This window comes from Azospirillum ramasamyi (assembly GCF_003233655.1).
Classification (GTDB): Bacteria; Pseudomonadota; Alphaproteobacteria; order Azospirillales; family Azospirillaceae; genus Azospirillum; species Azospirillum ramasamyi.
The window spans coordinates 157434-174153 of record NZ_CP029832.1; the positions used below are offsets into that span (position 1 = coordinate 157434).

Genomic DNA, 16720 nt, shown 5'->3' on the forward strand with positions numbered 1-16720 from the left:
GGGCGGCCGAGCCGGCGGAAGGGTGGAGCGTCCGCAGGCCTATCCGCCGTCCTTCATCGCGCGCGCCAGCACGTCGAACACCCGCGGATCCTCCATCTGGGCGACGTTGAAGCGCAGGAACGCCGAAGCCGATCGGGACACGCTGAAGACGTCTCCGGGAGCGAGAACCACATTTTCGCGCAAGGCTGCCCGGGCGACGCCGGCGGCGTTCCGGCCGTCGGGCAGGCTGCACCACAGATAGAATCCGCCGCGCGGCATCAGCCATGGCTGCAGGCCGAGCGCGTCCAGTCTGGCCGCAACCTCGCGGCGGCTCCGCGCCAGCCGCCGGCGAAGGGCGTCGAGATGCTTGCGATAGCTGCCGTCGCTCAAAGCCGCCAGGACGAGTTCGGCGGCAACGGGACTGGGACCGCCGAAACTGGTCGCGACCTGCAGATCGACCAGCGCCTCCACCCAGTCCGGCCGGGCCGCGATGTAGCCGCAGCGGATCGAGGCGGACAGCGTCTTGGAAAAGCTGCCGATGCGGATGACCTGCGCCAACCCGTCGAGGACGGCCAGCCGCGGCGACGGTTCATGCTCGAAACCGGCGAAGATGTCGTCCTCGACGATGGTGAGGTCATGAGCGGCGGCGGCGGCGAGCAGCTTGTGGGCGGTTTGCGGCGACATCGTCGCGCCGGTCGGGTTGTGGAGCGCCGAGTTGGTGATGTAGAGCCTTGGCCGGTGCACCGTCAGGGCTTCGGTGAACAGGGGCACGTCAGGTCCCTGCCTCGTATAGGGAACACCGACGATCCGGGCCTGATGGGCGCGCAGCAGCGCCTGAAAATTGAAGTAGCAGGGATCGTCGACGAGCACCGCGTCGCCGGGACGCAACAGAAAGCGGCAGATCAGGTCGATGGCCTGGGTTCCTGAACCGGTCAGTAGGATTTGATCGGCGCCCGCCGATATCCCTTCGTCCGCGAACTGGCGGGCAAGCAGACGGCGCAGGGACAGCGAACCGCGCGTGCCGCCATAATCCGCCAGCACGGCGTCGTCGGCGGCCGCGAGACGGCGGATCGCCCGGCGGATCGCCGCGTTGGGCATCCAGCCGGCCGGCAGCCAGCCGCATCCCGGCTTCGGAATTCCCGCCGCCGCATCGAGCGACTGGCGCGACACCCAGAACGGATCAATGGTCCGGTCCAGCCGGGGCTCGACCTCGCTCAGGGCGAGCGGCGGCATGGCGCCGGACACGTAGAAGCCCGAGCCGGGGCGCGAGCGGATCACACCTTCCGCAGCGAGCCGGTCGTAAGCCTCCACCACCGTCGATGGCGACACGCCCATGGTGGCGGCGAAGCTGCGGATCGAGGGCAGCCTTTCACCCGGTGTCAGCGTGCGGCTTGCCATCCTGCGGCGGATCGCGTCCATCACCTCGCCTGTCCGCGTGCCTGTCCGGCTGCTCATTCTGCACCCGCCGCCATCGGCTCCGTCCCCATCTGTATGGCTTCCGTCATCAGTACAGCTCGGCGGAATTGTATGGGACCGTCACTGTCTTGGCCAGGGAGCATGACGCTAGGATCATCGCATACGAAAGCCAAAAGGGGTCGAGGATGCGGTGGGGTTCGGCGGGATGGGGCAGCGGGATGATGGGCGTGGTCATCTTCAGCGGGTCGTTGCCGGCGACGCGCGTCGCGGTGGCGGGCTTCCCGCCGCTGTTCCTGACCTCGGCTCGGGCGGTGATCGCGGCCGTGCTGGCGGTCGCCCTGCTTTCGATCCTACGGCAGACACGCCCCGCGCGCAGCGACCTGCGCCCGCTGGCGGTGGTGGCGCTCGGGGTCGTTGTCGGCTTTCCCCTGCTGACGGCGCTGGCGCTTCAACGGATCACCTCGGCGCAGTCGATCGTGTTCATCGGGCTGCTGCCGCTCGCCACCGCATTGTTCGGCGTACTGCGGTCGAGAGAGCGGCCGAAACCCGCCTTCTGGCTGTTCTCGACGCTCGGCGGATTCGCCGTCGCCGGCTTCGCCCTGGCCCAAGGTGGCGGCGCCTCGCTTGCCGGCGGCCTGCTGATGGTCGCGGCGATTCTGCTCTGCGGGCTCGGATATGCCGAGGGTGCCGTCCTGTCCCGGCGGCTGGGCGGCTGGCAGGTCATTTCCTGGGCGCTGGTGCTGGCATCGCCGGCCATGGTGGCGGCAGCGATCCTGACGATGCCGGACGACTGGACCGGTGTCGGTGCGCCGGCCTGGATCGGGCTCGGTTACGTTTCGGTCTTCAGCATGCTGGTGGGGTTCGTCTTCTGGTATCGCGGGCTGGCGCTCGGCGGCATCGCAGGCGTGGGGCAACTGCAGCTGCTTCAGCCCCTTCTCGGCCTCGCGCTGGCGGGGTTGCTGCTGCACGAGCCGGTCGCCTGGACCATGATCGCGGTGACCGGGCTGGTGGTGCTGTGCGTCGCAGGCGCCAGGAAATTCGCCTGAACGGCAAGCAGCCCGGCACCTATTGCGGCGGGTCATCGACTGGCGTCATACGCCTCCCACGGGAACCGAAGCGTGGCTGGCCGGTTGATCCAAGCATGGGCGTGGCGCCACCGCGGAGCGGAAGCGTCACGCAGCGAGCGAAGCCACACGGGAACCGACGCCATGCTCAAGATCCTAGGCTGGGTCATTCTGATCATCTTCATCATCGGCCTGCTGGTCGTCACCGGCATCCTCAAGCTGATCTTCTGACCGCCACTTCCCTCGTCATTGCCTGCGCACGGCGCAGGTGGGTCCGGCACTCCGCGACCATGCGGCGGATCAATTCGTCGCAGGTCGGGATGTCGCCCCCTCCCCAAGCTCAACCTTTGCCTCTCCCCCGCCGCTTCCGGTCAGCCATGCGGCGCAATGGGAGTATACGAACTTATGGACCGGCCCATAAGACGAACCGGCATATGATCTTCGGTCTATGATTTAAGCCGATGATCAGACAAAATCATGGGAACAGGCTGTAAACTTGTCCTATGATAATGAAAGTATAGGGTCTGATGAACATCCTGCTGCACCGGGCGCCGTGATGCGACGTCTGCGGCCGGGGCCGGGTTTTGCATCGTGGACTGTTCAGACTGCCGTCGAACTGCCGACGGGAATCCGGCAGACTCTGGTGACGAGAGCCTGATTCGAGCGGGCCTGCCGGATTGTGACCGAGACGAGCAAAGGACGATCGTGACGCCTGCAACCGGACCGGAACCATGGCCCCAGACCATGGCGGGCAGCTTTGACCTCGACGCCTGCGCGCGCGAACCGATTCACATTCCCGGCAGCATCCAGCCGCACGGCCATCTCCTGGCGCTCGAACCCGACGGCCTGTGTCTGGTCCGGGCGAGTGCGGAAGCCGGCGCGGTGCTCAACCGCCCCCTCTCCGAGGCCTTCGGCCAGCCGATCGACCGGCTGGTCGATGCCAACGGCATGGCGTCGCTCGCCCGCCGGCTACGCACCGCTCCGGCCGAGCCGGTGCAGCTCGACATCCTGCATCTGCGCGGCGGCAGCGACCATCAGGCCATCGCCCACCGCTCCGGCGGGCTGGTGATCCTGGAACTGGAGGATCTCGCCGCCACCGGCATCGGCACGCTGGAGGCGCTCTACCCGCAGATGCGCGAAGGCATCCGGCGGATGCAGTCGTCCCATGATTTCGAGACGCTGCTGACCTGCACGGCGGAGGAGGTGCGGTCGCTGACCGGCTTCGACCGCGTCCTGATCTATCGCTTCGACGAACAGTGGAACGGCACCGTCATCGCCGAGGACGGCAACGGCCGCCTGCCCTCCTACCGCGGCCTGCGCTTTCCCGCCTCCGACATCCCGGAACAGGCGAGGCGCCTCTATGCGCTGAACCGCCTGCGGCTGATCGCCGACGCCCGCTACCGCCCGGTCCCCATCCTGGCAGCGGCAGGCGCGGTACAGGCAACGGCAGATAGCGCGGCGGAGCCTCTCGACCTCAGCTTCGCCGTTCTGCGCAGCGTGTCGCCCGTGCATCTGGAATACATGCGCAACATGGGCACGCCGGCTTCGATGTCGATCTCCGTCATGGACGGCGAGCGGCTATGGGGCCTGATCTCCTGCCATCATGCCGAACCACGGCAGGTGTCCTTCGCCATCCGCACCGCCTGCGACCTGCTGGGACAGGTGCTGTCCAGCCAGATGATCGCGCTGGAGCGGGCGGAGGATGCCGACCACCGCATCCGTTCCAAGAGCATCCAGGCCCGGCTGCTGGCCCATATGGCTGCGGCGGAACGCTTCATCGACGGGCTGGCGGAGGATGGCGAGGATCTGCTGTCGCTGGTGAATGCCGAGGGCGCCGCCATCCTGTTCGACGGCGATTGCCGCCTGATCGGCCGCACCCCGCCGCAGGCGGTGGTGGAGGCCATCGGCGCCGAGCTGGCCGGCCAGGGCATCAAGGATCTGTTCGCCAGCCACCAGCTGCCCGTGGAGATGGAGGCCGCCGCCGGGATGGACGCCAGCGCCAGCGGGCTGCTTGCGATCTCCATCTCACAGCTGCATCCCAGCTACCTCCTGTGGTTCCGGCCGGAGATCGTGCGCTCCATCGAATGGGCCGGCGATCCCACCAAGCCCATCGACGGCAGCGGCAGGCTGTCGCCGCGCAATTCCTTCGAGATCTGGAAGGAGACGGTGCGCGGCCAATCCCTGCCCTGGCGCCATGGCGAGATCGAGGCGGCCGGAGACTTCCGCAACGCCATCGTCAGCATCGTGCTGCGCAAGGCCGAGGAAATGGCCGCGTTGAGCGAGGAGCTTCGCCGCAGCAACGGCGAGCTTGCCGCCTTCTCCTACTCCGTCTCGCACGACCTGCGGGCACCCTTCCGCCACGTCTCCAGCTATGCCGAGCTTCTGCGCTCCCGTGCCGCCGACAAGCTGAACGACCGGGAGCGCCACTACCTGGACAGCATCATCGAAGCGGCGGGTTCGGCCGGCACGCTGGTCGACGGGCTTCTGCACTTCTCGCAGCTCGGCCGCGCCACGCTGGCGCGGGTGGAGGTCGACCTGCTCCGGCTGGTGGAGGAGATCCGAAACCTGCTGGAGCCCGATCTGCGGGAGCGCAATGTCCATTGGACCGTGCATCCGCTCCCGATCGTCACCGGCGATCCGACCATGCTGCGGCTGGTGGTGCAGAATTTGCTGTCCAACGCCATCAAGTATTCCCGCGACCGTGCCGTACCGGAGATCGAGATCGGCTGCCGGAGCACGCCCGAGGCGCATGAGTTTTATGTGCGCGATAATGGGCGTGGATTCGATATGGCCTATGCCGGTAAACTCTTCGGCGTCTTCCAGCGCCTGCACCGCGAGGAGGAATTCGAAGGCATCGGGATCGGCTTGGCCAACGTTCGCCGCATCGTGGAGCGCCACGGTGGCCGGGTTTGGGCGGAGGGCAGGCTGGATCACGGCGCGACCTTCCATTTCTCCCTGCCGCGGTCCGCAACCGCTGAATCGAGGTAGCCCGATGGCCACGCTGAAACCGATCCTGCTGGTCGAGGACAACCCGAAAGACCTGGAGCTGACGCTGGAAGCCTTCGAGGAGGCCCAGCTCGCCAACGACATCGTCGTCGCCCGCGACGGGGCGGAAGCGTTGTCCTACCTGTTCGATGAGGATGGACAGCCGGTGTCGAAGCCGACGGATCCGAAATATCCGGCCGTCATCATCCTCGACATCAAGCTGCCGAAGGTGGATGGGATCGAGGTGCTGCAGCGGATCAAGGCCAACGACAGCACCCGCGCCATCCCGGTGGTCATGCTGACCTCCTCCAAGGAGGAGCAGGATCTGGTCCGCAGCTACCGGCTGGGGGTGAACGCCTTCGTCGTCAAGCCGGTCGGCTTCAAGGAGTTCTTCGACGCCATCCGCGACATCGGCAGCTTCTGGGCGATCCTGAACGAGCCGCCGCCCGGCTGCCATCCCCGACGTCCGCGCGGCACCTGATGACCAGGCTGCTCGACCCGCACTCGGGAAACTTCGCATCGGACGGCACGCCCGCCGAACCGGGGCCGCCGATTCCCTGCCGTGTCCTGCTGCTGGAAGACAACGGCATGGACGCCGATCTGGTGCGCGAGCACCTGCTGATGATCGACGACCATGATTTCGACATCCAGCGGGTCGATGCCCGGCAACCCTTCATCGACGCGGTGGCGGCCGGCGGCCCGTACGACCTGATCCTGTCGGACTTCGACCTGCCCGACTTCGACGGCATGTCGGCGCTGGCCATCGCACGCGAACGGCTGCCGCGGGTGCCCTTCATCTTCGTGTCCGGCATGCTGGGCGAGGAGAACGCCATCGAGGCGCTGAAGAAGGGCGCCACCGATTACGTGGTCAAGCTGCGGATGGAGCGCCTGCAGGTCGTGGTGCGCCGCGCCCTGGTGGAGGCGCGCGACCGCAACGAGCTGGCCGACAAGCGCCAGGCGCTGGCGGAGAGCGAGGCGCGGCTGCGCTTCGCGCTGGAGGCCGGGCGGCTCGGCTCGTGGGAATTGACGCTGGCGGACAACCGGCTGCACGTCTCCTCGATCTGCGCAGCGAACCTGGGGCTGTCGGACCCGGATGAACTCTCCAGCTATGACCGCTTGCTGGCGCATGTCCACCCCGAGGACCGCGGCTATCAGCAGGCGATGGTCCAGCAGGCGCTGAGCAGCGGATCGCCGCTGGACATGGAATACCGCACCGTCTGGCCCGACGGCAGCGTTCATTGGGTGCAGGTGCGTGGACGCGCCGTTTATGACCGCGACGGCGCGCCGACCGCACTGGCCGGCGTCTCGCTGAACATCACCGACCGCAAGAAGGCGGAGGAGCGGCAGCTTCTGCTGCTGGAGGAACTGAACCACCGGGTCAAGAACACCCTTGCGATGGTGCAGTCCATCGCCAAGCAGACCCTGCGCGCCGCCCCTTCGGTGGATGCCTTTCCCGATGCCTTTCAGTCCCGTCTGCGCGCGCTGGCCCAGGCCCATGACCTGCTGACCCGCCGCCAGTGGCAGGGCGCCTCGCTGAGCGAGATCGCCGCCTTGACGCTGGAGCCCCATGTCCATGCCGGCCGCGTCAAGGTCGGCGGACCCCCGGTCAGCCTGACGACCGGGGTGGCCGTGTCCCTCCACCTCGCCTTCCACGAGCTTGCCACCAACGCCGCGAAATATGGCGCCCTGTCCGCGGAAAACGGGCGGGTGGATCTCGATTGGGAGATCGCGAATCCGGCCCAGCCGCCGGTCCGCGCCGCCAGGGATGGCAATGCGGGCGCGCTCGTGCTGCGCTGGAGCGAGAGCGGCGGTCCGCCGGTGGTCACGCCGACCCGCCGCGGCTTCGGCTCACGACTGATCGAAAGGGGCCTTGCTCACGAGTTGGAGGGCGACGTGTCGCTTGCTTTCGATCCTGCCGGCGTGCGATGCCGGCTCGTCATCCCCCTGTCGTCGCGAGTGAGCCCGCAGTGACCGACGCGAATATTTCCGACCTGACCGTCCTGATCGTCGAGGACGAGCCGCTGATCGCCATGAGCCTGGAGGATGCGCTGCTCGACCAGGGCGTGACCTGCCTCGGCCCGGCCGGCTCGGTCGCGGCGGCGCTGGACATGATCGAGACGGGCGGCTTCGACATCGCCCTGCTCGACGTCAACCTGCGCGGCGAGCGGGTGGATGCGGTGGCCGACCGGCTGGCCGCAGCCGGCATTCCCTTCATCTTCACCACAGGCCATGGGGCGGAGGGGCTGCCCGACGCCCACCGGATGCGCCCGGTGATCGGCAAGCCCTTCCGCGACCTCGACATCACCGACGCGCTGGCCCGTCACCGTCCGCACTGAACGGTTCCGTCGGGGTCTTATGCTGGTATCGGATTAAGCCTGCCGGCAGGGGTGACCTGCCGGCAGGCTTTTCCGTTACTGCTTCTGGGTGTGGCCATGCGCGGCACCGGCCGCGGCGCCCATATGGCCGTGGCCGTGGTCGGAACCGCTCTGACCGGCGGCCTCGATGGAGAGTTCGACATCGACGGTCCCGGCCTTTTCGAAGCGCAGGGTCAGCGGCACCTGCTCGCCCTTCACCAGCGGCTTCTTGAGGCCGAGCAGCATGACGTGCAGCCCGCCCGGTGCCAGCTTCATCGTCTCGCCGGGGGCGATGGCGATATAGGGCACCTCGCGCATCTTCATCACGCCGTTCTCGTTCAGATGGGTGTGCAGTTCAGCCTTTTCGGCGACAGGGGTGGAGGCGGCGACCAGACGGTCTTCCTCCGTGCCGGTGTTGGTCAGCGACAGATAGCCGACGCCGTTGGGCGCCGACGGCGCGGTGGCACGGGCCCAGGGATGGCCGATGTCGATCGGACCGGCCTTGTAGCTGTGGGCCAGCGCGGCACCGGCGCCGAACAGAGCGAGGGCGGTGGCGATGCCGAGAATGCGCTTCATTGACTTGTGCTCCTGAACAGGATGGGGGCATGGCATCCGGCCGGCACGGATCCCTCTTTGGGATCGGGCACGCGATGCGCAGCGAACTGAATGGCTGAAGAGGAAGGTCCGGCGTGCGGGATCACACGTGGGACGGGGGTCCGCGGGCCTGGAGCGTCGACAGGAACCAGCCGGCGGCGATGCGCTCGCCCGGCAGCAGGCGGGTGTCGCCGGCGGCGGCCATGGCAGGTTCGACCGTCAGGAGCGGCGGGGGCAAGGCAAGCCCGGCAATCAGCGGACAAAGCGGGCAATGGCCGCTGCCGAAGGGGTTCGGGTCGGAGCTGCCGCCGTGGTTGTCGCCGCCTGCGTGATCCATGCCGGCCAAGGCGATGCCGGCCAGGACCATACCGTAAATCGCCGGCCCGTATTCCGCAGGATCGACGTCGATCGTCGCGAAGCCGCCGGCCGAACAGATCTGCAGGGGGGTCGTCTCTCCCGTCCGCGCGGCGGCGGTCGCCTCTCCGCTCAGCGCGATCGGCATCCAGCCCCAGGCGAAGACCTGCAGCAACAGCGCGGCCATGCCGGCAAACAGGCCGAGCCTCCGCACCTGCCGCACTGTCCACCGACCGAACGCCATCCGGCTCCGCGCCCTTCGATACCGCCGGACCAAGCCGGCACGACAGCACCATAACGCAGCCGGCCGGACCGGACGAGGGGCAAATGCACCGGCACTCGGCCGGACTCACGCCAGCAGGCGGAAGGCCGGCTCGGGGCGGGACAGCAGGCCGCGGCGCAGGTCCTCGATTGCGGCATCGTCGCGGGCGGCACGGGGGATGGGCACCGGCACCTCGGCGACCACCCGCCCGGGCGACGGCGCCAGCAGAAGCAGCCGGTCGGCCAGCGCCAGCGCCTCGCGCAGGTTGTGGGTCACCAGCAGGACGGTGGTCGGCCGCCGTTCCAGCAGTCCGGCCAGCAGGCCGCGCAGCCGCAGCGCCGTCGGCTCGTCCAGCGAGACGAAGGGCTCGTCCATCAGCAGCAGGTCGGGCTCCACGACAAAGGCGCGGGCCAGCGCCACCCGCCGCGCCATGCCCAGCGACAGCTGGGTCGGGAAGCGGTCGGCGAAGGGCGTCAACTCCAGCGCGTCCAGCATGACGCCGACCGCCGGCCCCCTGCGCTGCGCCCTGGGCATGACCAGAGCCAGATTCTGCCGAACGGTGCGCCAGGGCAGCAGCCGCGGTTCCTGGAACACATAGCCCAACCGCGCCGGTTCGCCGTCGGGTCGCGCGCCGATGCTGACCTCGCCCTCGAAGGCGCGGTCCAGCCCGGCGACGATGCCGAGCGCCGTCGTCTTGCCGCAGCCGCTGGGGCCGACCAGGGCCACGACCTCCCCCGCCGCGGCGGACAGCGACAGGCCGCGCACGGCCTCCACCGCGCCGAAGCGCTTGGAGCGGATCTCAAGCGTCAGCGGGCAAGCGCCGCCAGCGCTGGCAGCGCCGCTCGACCGGTTGGAGGACGCCGTATTCCAAAAGCTGGACCACGGCCACGAACGCGGTGGTGTAAGCCAGGATTCCTGCGACATCGAACGTCTGGAAAAGGAGGTTGATCTGGAATCCGACACCGTCGCTGCGGCCCAGCAGTTCGACCACGAGCACGATCTTCCAGATCAGCGCAAGGCCGGACCGCGAGGCGGCGGCGATGGTGGGGGTGAGTTGCGGCAGCAGCACATGCCGCAGCCGGTCGGCGGGCGACATGCGATAGACCTGGGCCATGTCGATCAGCCCCTCGTCGATGGCGCGCGCGCCGGCACGCACCAGGACGACCGTGTTGGGAATCTTGTTGACGGCCACCGCGCCGATGGCCGCCGCCTCGGTCAGGCCGAACCAGACATAGGCCAGCACGATCACCACCAGCGCCGGCAGGTTCAGGAAGAAGACCAGCCACGGCCCGAACAGCCGGTCGACGAAGAGGGAGCGGCCCATCGGCACCCCCAGCGCGACACCGATGGACATGGCGAGCGCGAAGGCGCCCAGCACCCGCAGCAGGGTGGCGCCGAGATGGTGGAACAACGCCCCGCTCTCCGCCTCGCGCAGAAGGGATTCGGCGACCGGCAGCGGCCCCGGCAGCAGGCGTCCGCCGACCAGCATCGCCGCCGCCTGCCAGACGGCCAGCAGCAGCAGGATCGACAGCAGCGGCATCAGGGCGCGGCGCACCGGCTATGCCCCGCCGGTCCAGAAGGTGCCGGGCGCGATGGTCGCCGCGTCGCCGACCAGTTCCCGCCCGCCGAGCCGGGCCAGCAGCGCATAGAGCCGCGCGGCGCCGGCCTGCTCCTCCGCGGTCCAGCGGCGGGGGATGCCCTCGCGGTAACGGTCGCGCAGGGTGCGGAAGGTGGCGTCGTCCTCCGCCTGCATCAGCGGGGCCAGCCGCTCCCAGGCGGCATCCGATTGCGCCAGCAGATCCTTCGCCTTGCCGGTGGCCGCCTGGAAACCGGCGAGCGCGGCCGGGTTGGCGCGCGCCCACTCCTCGCGGAAGACATAGCCAATGGACGGGACGCTGGCCGGCTGGCCCAGCGCGGTCATCATGTCCGACACCGTGACCAGCACCCGCATGCCCCGCGCCTCCAGCCGGGCGGCGAAGGGCCAGTAGGTCAGCACCGCGTCCAGGCCGCCGTCGGCGATCTTGCTGTTCAGCAACGGCGGCGCACCGTAGAAGGGCTGGGCGTCGCGGTCGAGCGCAAGGCCGTGCCGGTCGCCGGCAAGCGCCTTCAGCAGGAGCCAGCTCTTGTCCAGCGGGCTTCCGGCGACGCCGATCCGCTTGCCGCGCAGATCGGCGATTCCGATGATCGGCGAGCCGGCCGGCACCACCAGGGCACCGACGGCGGTCGAATAGGGGATGAAGGACAGCGCCTCCCCCTTGTCGCGCATCCGCGACACCCACAGCCAGTCGGAAACGATGACCTCCACCCCGCCCGCCTGCAGCGCGACCTGAGTGGCCGGACTGCCCGCCAGCTCCACCAGCCGCAGGTCGATCCCCGCCTGTTCGTCGAAGCGGTTGGCGCGGACAGTGTCGAGTTCCCAGCTGACCGTGCCGAACTTCAGCACCCCGGCGCGGACGACCGGCCGTTCGGCGGCGAAGCCGGGCCGGAGCGCGGCCGAGGCCATCAGCGCACCCGCGGCCAGCAGCGTCGCCCGTCTCGTACAGCCTACCGACATGGTGCCATCCCCGGCGTTTTGTTGAACCGACAGTCTAGGAGGTTTGGATATGTTCGTATATTCAACAATAGGAGGATGGGGCGGGCTATGCGGAGGGGCCGGCCCGCGACACCGCCGCCCCGCCCCTGCCCCGCTCCCCCTGCCCCGTCACTGGTCGTAGGTTCCCGCCCCGACGATGTAGTTGCCGTCGCGGGTGACGTAGGAATGCTTGTGCTCGACCTTGTTGGTCTGGCGGTTCAGCCAGACATAGTCGATGACGGCGCTGGGCTTGTCGGTTGTCTCGGTGATCATCGCCCGGACGATGGGCTTGCCCTCGGCATCCGTCAGGTCGGCGGCCTCGGAGCCGGCAAGGCGCGGGTTGGCGCCGGACGCCACGTAACGGCCCTTGGTGTCGAAGACGAAGACATACAGCTCGCCACGATGGAAGCTGCCCTTCGGGTCCTGAAAGGCCTTGGTGGCTTCCTCCGGCCCCTTGGCCTTCAGATAGGCGACGGCGTCGGCGACCAGCGATTTGGCCTGTTCGGGGGTGGCGCGGTCGGCGGCGAAGGACGTGGCGGCCGGCGCCACCAGCAGGGCCGCGGCAACGGCGACCAGGGAAGCGGTTCTGCGGATCATGGATAACCACCTTGGAAGGGAAAGGACGGGAAAGGGGAGCCGGTGCCTGACGGCCGGCGGCAGGGGATCAGTCCTCGTGCACGGTTTCCAGCCAGGAGCGGATCGACCACAGCGCCTCCTGCCCGAGCGCCTCGCCGAAGGCCGGCATGTAGGTGACGCCGTTGCGGATCGAGCCGTTGATGACGCGCTCCTTGAACCACTCGTCGCCGGCGTCGCCCTTCTCCAGATAGCGCAGGTCGGGAGCGATGCCGCCGGACACCGCGCCCAGCCCATGGCAGCGCGCGCAGTTCTGGTTGAAGGCCGACGCGCCGATCTCGATGGCGCGCTGGTTGCTGCGGTAGGGGTTGCTGTCGCGCCATTTGTCGCCCAGCTTCTCCAGCCCGGTGGTATCGACCGCCTGCGGGACGACATCGCCATGGGCATAGACAAGGCCGGGCAGCGCCACGGCGCCGATCAGACCAACTGCGGCTGCAATCCGAATAATCCGTGCATTCATGGGTAAGACGTTCCCTCTGTTTCTCGCCGCCCTGCGGCTTCTGCTTCGCATGAACGGACGTTACCAGCAGTGGGGAAGGCAAATAATTGGACTATGGTAGGACAAGGCAATTGATGCGAAGATTTCGACTGGCAGTCATCTGCACATGGAAATGAGCGGACTGGATTGCTCCGGCCCGCTCCTTCTCCATCGGACTGTCCGCCCAGCCGAAGACCGATCAGGCCTTGGGCAGCTTGAAGACCCAGAGCGAGCCGCCCTGGTTGATGTCCTTCACCAGCTTGGCGACGTCGCCGCCCCACAGCGGCACCGCGCCGCCCCAGCCGGACACGACGGCGACATACTGCTCGCCATCCATCTTCCAGGTGACCGGGCTGCCGACCACGCCGGAGCCGGTCTGGAACTTCCAGACCTCCTGGCCGGACTTGGCGTCGAAGGCCTTCAGGAAGCCTTCCGGCGTGCCGGTGAAGACGAGGTTGCCGGCGGTGGTCAGGACGCCGCCCCACAGCGGGGCCGGGTTCTTGTATTCCCAGACGATCTTGCCGGTCTTCGGATCGACCGCGCGCAGCGCGCCGATATAGTCGTCGTACAGCGGCTTGATGGTGAAGCCGGCGCCGAGATAGGCCGCACCCTTCTTGTAGGTGATCGGCTCGTTCCAGATGTCCATGCCCCACTCGTTGGCCGGGACGTAGAACAGCTCGGTCTGCGGGTTGTAGGCCATCGGCATCCAGTTCTTGGCGCCGAGGAAGGCGGGGGCCGAGAAGACCGACTTGCCCTTGGCGTCGCCGCCGCCCTCGCCGGGAGCGCCGGGACGATTCTCGTCGACGTAAATCGGACGGCCCGTCTCGATGTCGATGCCCTTGGCCCAGGTGATCTTGGTGACGAAGGGCGTGGCGTTGATCAGTTTGCCGGTGCTGCGGTCGATGACGTAGAAGAAGCCGTTGCGGTCGGCCTTGCCGCCGGCCTTGATGACCTTGCCGTCCTTCTTCAGGTCGAAGGACACCAGTTCGTTCACGCCGTCGAAGTCCCAGCCGTCATGCGGCGTGGTCTGGTAGTGCCACTTGATCTCGCCGTTGTCCGGATTGATGGCGAGCGTGGAGGAGGTGTAGAGGTTGTCGCCGGGGCGCAGGTGCGAATTCCAGGGCGCCGGGTTGCCGGTGCCGAAGAACAGGCTCTTGGTTTCCGGGTCGTAGGTGCCGCCCAGCCAGGTGGCGCCGCCGCCGGTCTTGTACATGTCGCCCGGCCAGCTGGCGTTGGTCTTGCCGGTGACGGTCGAATCCTTGCCGTTCAGCGTCCCCATGTTGCCTTCGATGGTCGGGCGCTGCCACACCAGCTCGCCCGTCTCGGCATCGCGGGCCTCGACCATGCCGACGACGCCGAATTCGCCGCCGGAATTGCCGGTGATGATCTTGCCATCGACGATCATCGGGGCGGCGGTGTTGGAATAGCCTTCCTTGTAGTCCTGCAGCTTCTTGTTCCACACGACCTTGCCGGTTTCGCGGTTCAGCGCGACGAGGCGGGCGTCCAGCGTGGTGAAATAGATCTTGTCCTTGTAGATCGCCGCACCGCGGTTCACCACGTCGCAGCAGGGCATGATGCCGTCGGGCAGGCGGTGGTTGTACTCCCACTTCTTCTGGCCGGTGCGGGCGTCGACCGCATAGAGGCGGGAATAGGAGCCGGTGACGTAGATGGTGCCGTCATAGACGATGGGCTGGGATTCCTGCCCGCGCTGCTTCTCGCCGCCGAAGGAGAAGGACCAGACCGGAACCAGCTTCTTGACGGTGTCGGCGTTCAGGTCGGTCAGCGGGCTGAAGCGCTGGGCCTGCGGCCCCATGCCATAGGTCAGGACCGCTTCGGTGTTGCTGGCGCTCTTCAGCAGATCCTCGTTGGACGGGCCATTGGAGGGGGCGCCGGCGGCCAGGACGCCGGTGGCGCTGAACGCGGTCAGCGAGGCTGCCAGGGCGAGACTTGTAACCAGACGCTTCATGTGCGGTTGCCTCCCAATACTGATGATGACGGCACCGCCCGGGCAAGGTCCGGCCGTCGCCGCAGGACGGGCGGGTCCGGCGGTGCTGGGACGGGATCGGGGCGGCAATCAGGATGTTGGCGGCCGCAAGGGCCGCGTCGCTTCACGATATCGGCAGTGTAGACGGATGATCGGCGGGGTAAATTGTCGGATAGTAGCAGGCGCAAGCGTCAATTGACTCTGGGAAGGCTCTCCTGCTCGATCCTTGGCCAGAGATGGGCGACGGAGCGTCGATACTCTTCACGCAGCACGTCGAGCACTGCGAATCGCTCGGGAATCGGCAGTTCCAGCGCTTCCGCCATGTCCATGCCCGAATCCATCGCGTGGCGCAGCGTGCCGTCCAGCCAGGTCAGCCAGTCGCGGGTCTGGGCGACGCAGGCCTTGTCGGGACGGATATTGCCGTGGTTGGGCACCAGCAGCCGGATGTCCAGCGCATCCACGGCGTCCAGTTCCTTCAGCCAGTCGGCGATGGAGGCATGGGGCGTGGTGGGCGTGCGGTTGCAGAAGACGACACCGCCGGCGAACAGCACGCCCGTCGTCTCGTCGAGGATCATCAGGTCGGCGGCGGTGTGGCCGGCGAGCGGGATCAGCCGAAGCCGGTGGTCGCCGAACTTGACGGTCGAGCCATAGACCGGCTCGTTCGGCACCGTCACCTCGGTTCCGCGCATCCAGTCGCCGACCAGCCGGTACATGTTGTCGGCGATGCCGCTCCCCTCCTCCTGGATGCCGGCGATGGTGCCGGGCAACGCCGCGAGCGGCACGTCGGCGAAGGCTTGGGAGCCCAGCCAGTAATCGGGGTGCAGGTTGCTGATGAAGACCTTGCGGATCGGCTTGTCGGTGACCTTGCGGATGGCGGCGCGCATCTCCTCGCCATAGCGGCGGGACGGGCCGGTCTGGATGACGATCACCCCGTCGGCGGTGACGATGAAGCCGGAATTCAGGATGTTGCCGCCGTTGTCGCGGGTGAAATGCTTGGTCGATCCCTCGAACATATAGGTGTCGGGGGCGATGGGGGTCGGTTTCAGGTCGTAGGTCAGCGGTCCGGCGGCCTGGGCCGCGGCTGTGAGAGCCGTGGCGAGAGCGGCTGCGAGTGCCAGCCGGCGCAGGAGAGTCGCCGTCACTGTCCGACACTCCGCAGCGGGTCGGCCGGGCGCAGCGTCATCGCCGGCCGGGCGCCGGCCGGCGGCATCGGGATGATCGCGTCGATCTCGCCGCCCTGGTTGTCGCGGCCGCGCAGCACCAGAGCCTTCGCATCGGGCGGCGGGCGGAGATCCAGCGAATAGACCGGGTTCTCGGACACCGGTTCCAGGCTGTCGATGCGCGCCAGTTCGGACGGGCCGCCGGGCGTCTGCGCCTGCACCGTCAGCGTTTCGACGAAAAAGGCGGGGATGCCGTCGACGAGGCCGGTGTCGTTGGGATGACGGATGCGCAGCCGCAGCCGCGCCACCCCCTCCGCGTCCGCCGGCCACAGCCGCGCCTGCACCTCGCCGACATGATCGGCCCAATCCTTCTGGGCGTAGGACACCGGCGGGGCGCTGCAGCCGCCGCCCGCCGCATCGACCAGAACGCCCGACACATGCCACACGCCATCGGCGGTCCGCGCCGCGCCGCGCACGGCGGTCGCCTGCTGGATCTTGATGCGGGTGGCGATGTAGGGCGCGGCGGTTCCGGGGTGGTAGCGCAGGACCAGCGGGAAGGGGTTGAGATCGGCGAACGCCAGCATCTCCACCACCGGTCCCAGGGCCGTGGCGTCGACGGACAGCGGCACGGCGCGCGTGTCTTCCGCCGAGGCGGGCGCCGTGACCTTCACCCGGTTGTCGAACACCACCGGCGCGTCGGCGAAATACTGCTCGCGCAACGCCTCCCACATGACGGAACCGAGCGGGTCGGACGGGGAAACCGCGGCATATGCGGGGGCCGCAAGCATCATCAATGCCGCGCCGATATGCCCACCGAGCAAGACCTGTCGCATGCAGCTACTCCCGAACGGCTGTTTCCCCATCTCCCCGGAGGGAGAGCGAGAT

Annotated in this window: 17 protein-coding genes; 6 read left to right on the forward strand and 11 right to left on the reverse strand. The window is 68.1% G+C overall.

From position 1 onward, the window contains the following. Positions 1–39 precede the first annotated feature (39 nt). Complete coding sequence (locus DM194_RS20120; protein ID WP_111069357.1) at positions 40–1434, reverse strand: aminotransferase-like domain-containing protein; 1395 nt, start codon at positions 1432–1434, stop codon at positions 40–42. Positions 1435–1580: 146 nt separating this feature from the next. Here DM194_RS20120 and DM194_RS20125 point away from each other — a divergent pair, with 146 nt between their 5' ends. The 6 genes from DM194_RS20125 to DM194_RS20145 all read left to right on the forward strand — a co-directional run bounded on the left by DM194_RS20125 (position 1581) and on the right by DM194_RS20145 (position 7780). Continuing rightward, complete coding sequence (locus DM194_RS20125; protein ID WP_111069358.1) at positions 1581–2441, forward strand: DMT family transporter; 861 nt, start codon at positions 1581–1583, stop codon at positions 2439–2441. Between the two features lie 72 nt (positions 2442–2513). Next, on the forward strand, positions 2514–2690 hold the full coding sequence (locus tag DM194_RS28255; RefSeq protein WP_162630127.1) for a small membrane protein YohP: 177 nt from the start codon (positions 2514–2516) through the stop codon (positions 2688–2690). A 513-nt stretch (positions 2691–3203) separates the two neighbouring features. After that, a complete protein-coding gene (locus tag DM194_RS20130; RefSeq protein ID WP_111069359.1) occupies positions 3204–5447 on the forward strand; it encodes an ATP-binding protein in 2244 nt (747 codons plus the stop codon). Between the two features lie 4 nt (positions 5448–5451). Continuing rightward, positions 5452–5925 (forward strand): response regulator, encoded by a 474-nt coding sequence (locus DM194_RS20135; RefSeq protein ID WP_111069360.1) that lies wholly within the window; start codon positions 5452–5454, stop codon positions 5923–5925. Continuing rightward, positions 5925–7415, forward strand: a complete 1491-nt coding sequence (locus DM194_RS20140; protein ID WP_111069361.1) for a sensor histidine kinase — start codon at positions 5925–5927, stop codon at positions 7413–7415. Before DM194_RS20135 ends, DM194_RS20140 begins: the two co-directional genes overlap by 1 nt. Continuing rightward, a complete protein-coding gene (locus DM194_RS20145; protein WP_111069362.1) occupies positions 7412–7780 on the forward strand; it encodes a response regulator in 369 nt (122 codons plus the stop codon). The genes DM194_RS20140 and DM194_RS20145 overlap by 4 nt, the downstream gene beginning before the upstream one ends. Before the next feature lie 75 nt (positions 7781–7855). Here DM194_RS20145 and DM194_RS20150 read toward each other — a convergent pair whose 3' ends face one another. From DM194_RS20150 to DM194_RS20195, 10 genes are all read right to left on the reverse strand, one after another. Further along, positions 7856–8374, reverse strand: a complete 519-nt coding sequence (locus DM194_RS20150; RefSeq protein WP_111069363.1) for a copper chaperone PCu(A)C — start codon at positions 8372–8374, stop codon at positions 7856–7858. 121 nt (positions 8375–8495) lie between these two features. Next, complete coding sequence (locus DM194_RS20155) at positions 8496–8933, reverse strand: DUF2946 family protein (protein WP_246024529.1); 438 nt, start codon at positions 8931–8933, stop codon at positions 8496–8498. A gap of 162 nt (positions 8934–9095) precedes the next feature. Beyond that, positions 9096–9782, reverse strand: a complete 687-nt coding sequence (locus tag DM194_RS20160; RefSeq protein ID WP_246024530.1) for an ABC transporter ATP-binding protein — start codon at positions 9780–9782, stop codon at positions 9096–9098. A gap of 25 nt (positions 9783–9807) precedes the next feature. Next, positions 9808–10548, reverse strand: a complete 741-nt coding sequence (locus DM194_RS20165) for an ABC transporter permease (protein ID WP_111069722.1) — start codon at positions 10546–10548, stop codon at positions 9808–9810. An 18-nt stretch (positions 10549–10566) separates the two neighbouring features. After that, the gene (locus DM194_RS20170) at positions 10567–11562 is read right to left on the reverse strand and encodes an ABC transporter substrate-binding protein (protein ID WP_111069365.1); all 996 of its coding nucleotides are present in this window, start codon (positions 11560–11562) and stop codon (positions 10567–10569) included. A 147-nt stretch (positions 11563–11709) separates the two neighbouring features. Then, positions 11710–12177, reverse strand: a complete 468-nt coding sequence (locus DM194_RS20175) for a cache domain-containing protein (RefSeq protein ID WP_111069366.1) — start codon at positions 12175–12177, stop codon at positions 11710–11712. Positions 12178–12244: 67 nt separating this feature from the next. Then, positions 12245–12673, reverse strand: a complete 429-nt coding sequence (pedF, locus tag DM194_RS20180) for a cytochrome c-550 PedF (RefSeq protein WP_111069367.1) — start codon at positions 12671–12673, stop codon at positions 12245–12247. A 217-nt stretch (positions 12674–12890) separates the two neighbouring features. Further along, on the reverse strand, positions 12891–14657 hold the full coding sequence (locus DM194_RS20185) for a methanol/ethanol family PQQ-dependent dehydrogenase (RefSeq protein ID WP_176581473.1): 1767 nt from the start codon (positions 14655–14657) through the stop codon (positions 12891–12893). A gap of 209 nt (positions 14658–14866) precedes the next feature. Next, complete coding sequence (locus DM194_RS20190) at positions 14867–15817, reverse strand: quinoprotein relay system zinc metallohydrolase 1 (protein ID WP_246024531.1); 951 nt, start codon at positions 15815–15817, stop codon at positions 14867–14869. Further along, the gene (locus DM194_RS20195; protein WP_111069368.1) at positions 15814–16668 is read right to left on the reverse strand and encodes a quinoprotein dehydrogenase-associated SoxYZ-like carrier; all 855 of its coding nucleotides are present in this window, start codon (positions 16666–16668) and stop codon (positions 15814–15816) included. Before DM194_RS20195 ends, DM194_RS20190 begins: the two co-directional genes overlap by 4 nt. Positions 16669–16720: the final 52 nt, after the last annotated feature.

Excerpts from the sequence above, each read along its gene's own strand:
- DM194_RS20120 (WP_111069357.1), bottom strand. The coding sequence starts at position 1,434 with ATGAGCAGCCGGACAGGCACGCGGACAGGCGAGGTGATGGACGCGATC.
- DM194_RS20125 (WP_111069358.1), top strand. The coding sequence starts at position 1,581 with ATGCGGTGGGGTTCGGCGGGATGGGGCAGCGGGATGATGGGCGTGGTC.
- DM194_RS20130 (WP_111069359.1), top strand. The coding sequence starts at position 3,204 with ATGGCGGGCAGCTTTGACCTCGACGCCTGCGCGCGCGAACCGATTCAC.
- DM194_RS20135 (WP_111069360.1), top strand. The coding sequence starts at position 5,452 with ATGGCCACGCTGAAACCGATCCTGCTGGTCGAGGACAACCCGAAAGAC.
- DM194_RS20140 (WP_111069361.1), top strand. The coding sequence starts at position 5,925 with ATGACCAGGCTGCTCGACCCGCACTCGGGAAACTTCGCATCGGACGGC.
- DM194_RS20150 (WP_111069363.1), bottom strand. The coding sequence starts at position 8,374 with ATGAAGCGCATTCTCGGCATCGCCACCGCCCTCGCTCTGTTCGGCGCC.
- DM194_RS20155 (WP_246024529.1), bottom strand. The coding sequence starts at position 8,933 with ATGGCCGCGCTGTTGCTGCAGGTCTTCGCCTGGGGCTGGATGCCGATC.
- DM194_RS20165 (WP_111069722.1), bottom strand. The coding sequence starts at position 10,548 with ATGCCGCTGCTGTCGATCCTGCTGCTGCTGGCCGTCTGGCAGGCGGCG.
- DM194_RS20170 (WP_111069365.1), bottom strand. The coding sequence starts at position 11,562 with ATGTCGGTAGGCTGTACGAGACGGGCGACGCTGCTGGCCGCGGGTGCG.
- DM194_RS20175 (WP_111069366.1), bottom strand. The coding sequence starts at position 12,177 with ATGATCCGCAGAACCGCTTCCCTGGTCGCCGTTGCCGCGGCCCTGCTG.
- pedF (WP_111069367.1), bottom strand. The coding sequence starts at position 12,673 with ATGAATGCACGGATTATTCGGATTGCAGCCGCAGTTGGTCTGATCGGC.
- DM194_RS20185 (WP_176581473.1), bottom strand. The coding sequence starts at position 14,657 with ATGAAGCGTCTGGTTACAAGTCTCGCCCTGGCAGCCTCGCTGACCGCG.
- DM194_RS20195 (WP_111069368.1), bottom strand. The coding sequence starts at position 16,668 with ATGCGACAGGTCTTGCTCGGTGGGCATATCGGCGCGGCATTGATGATG.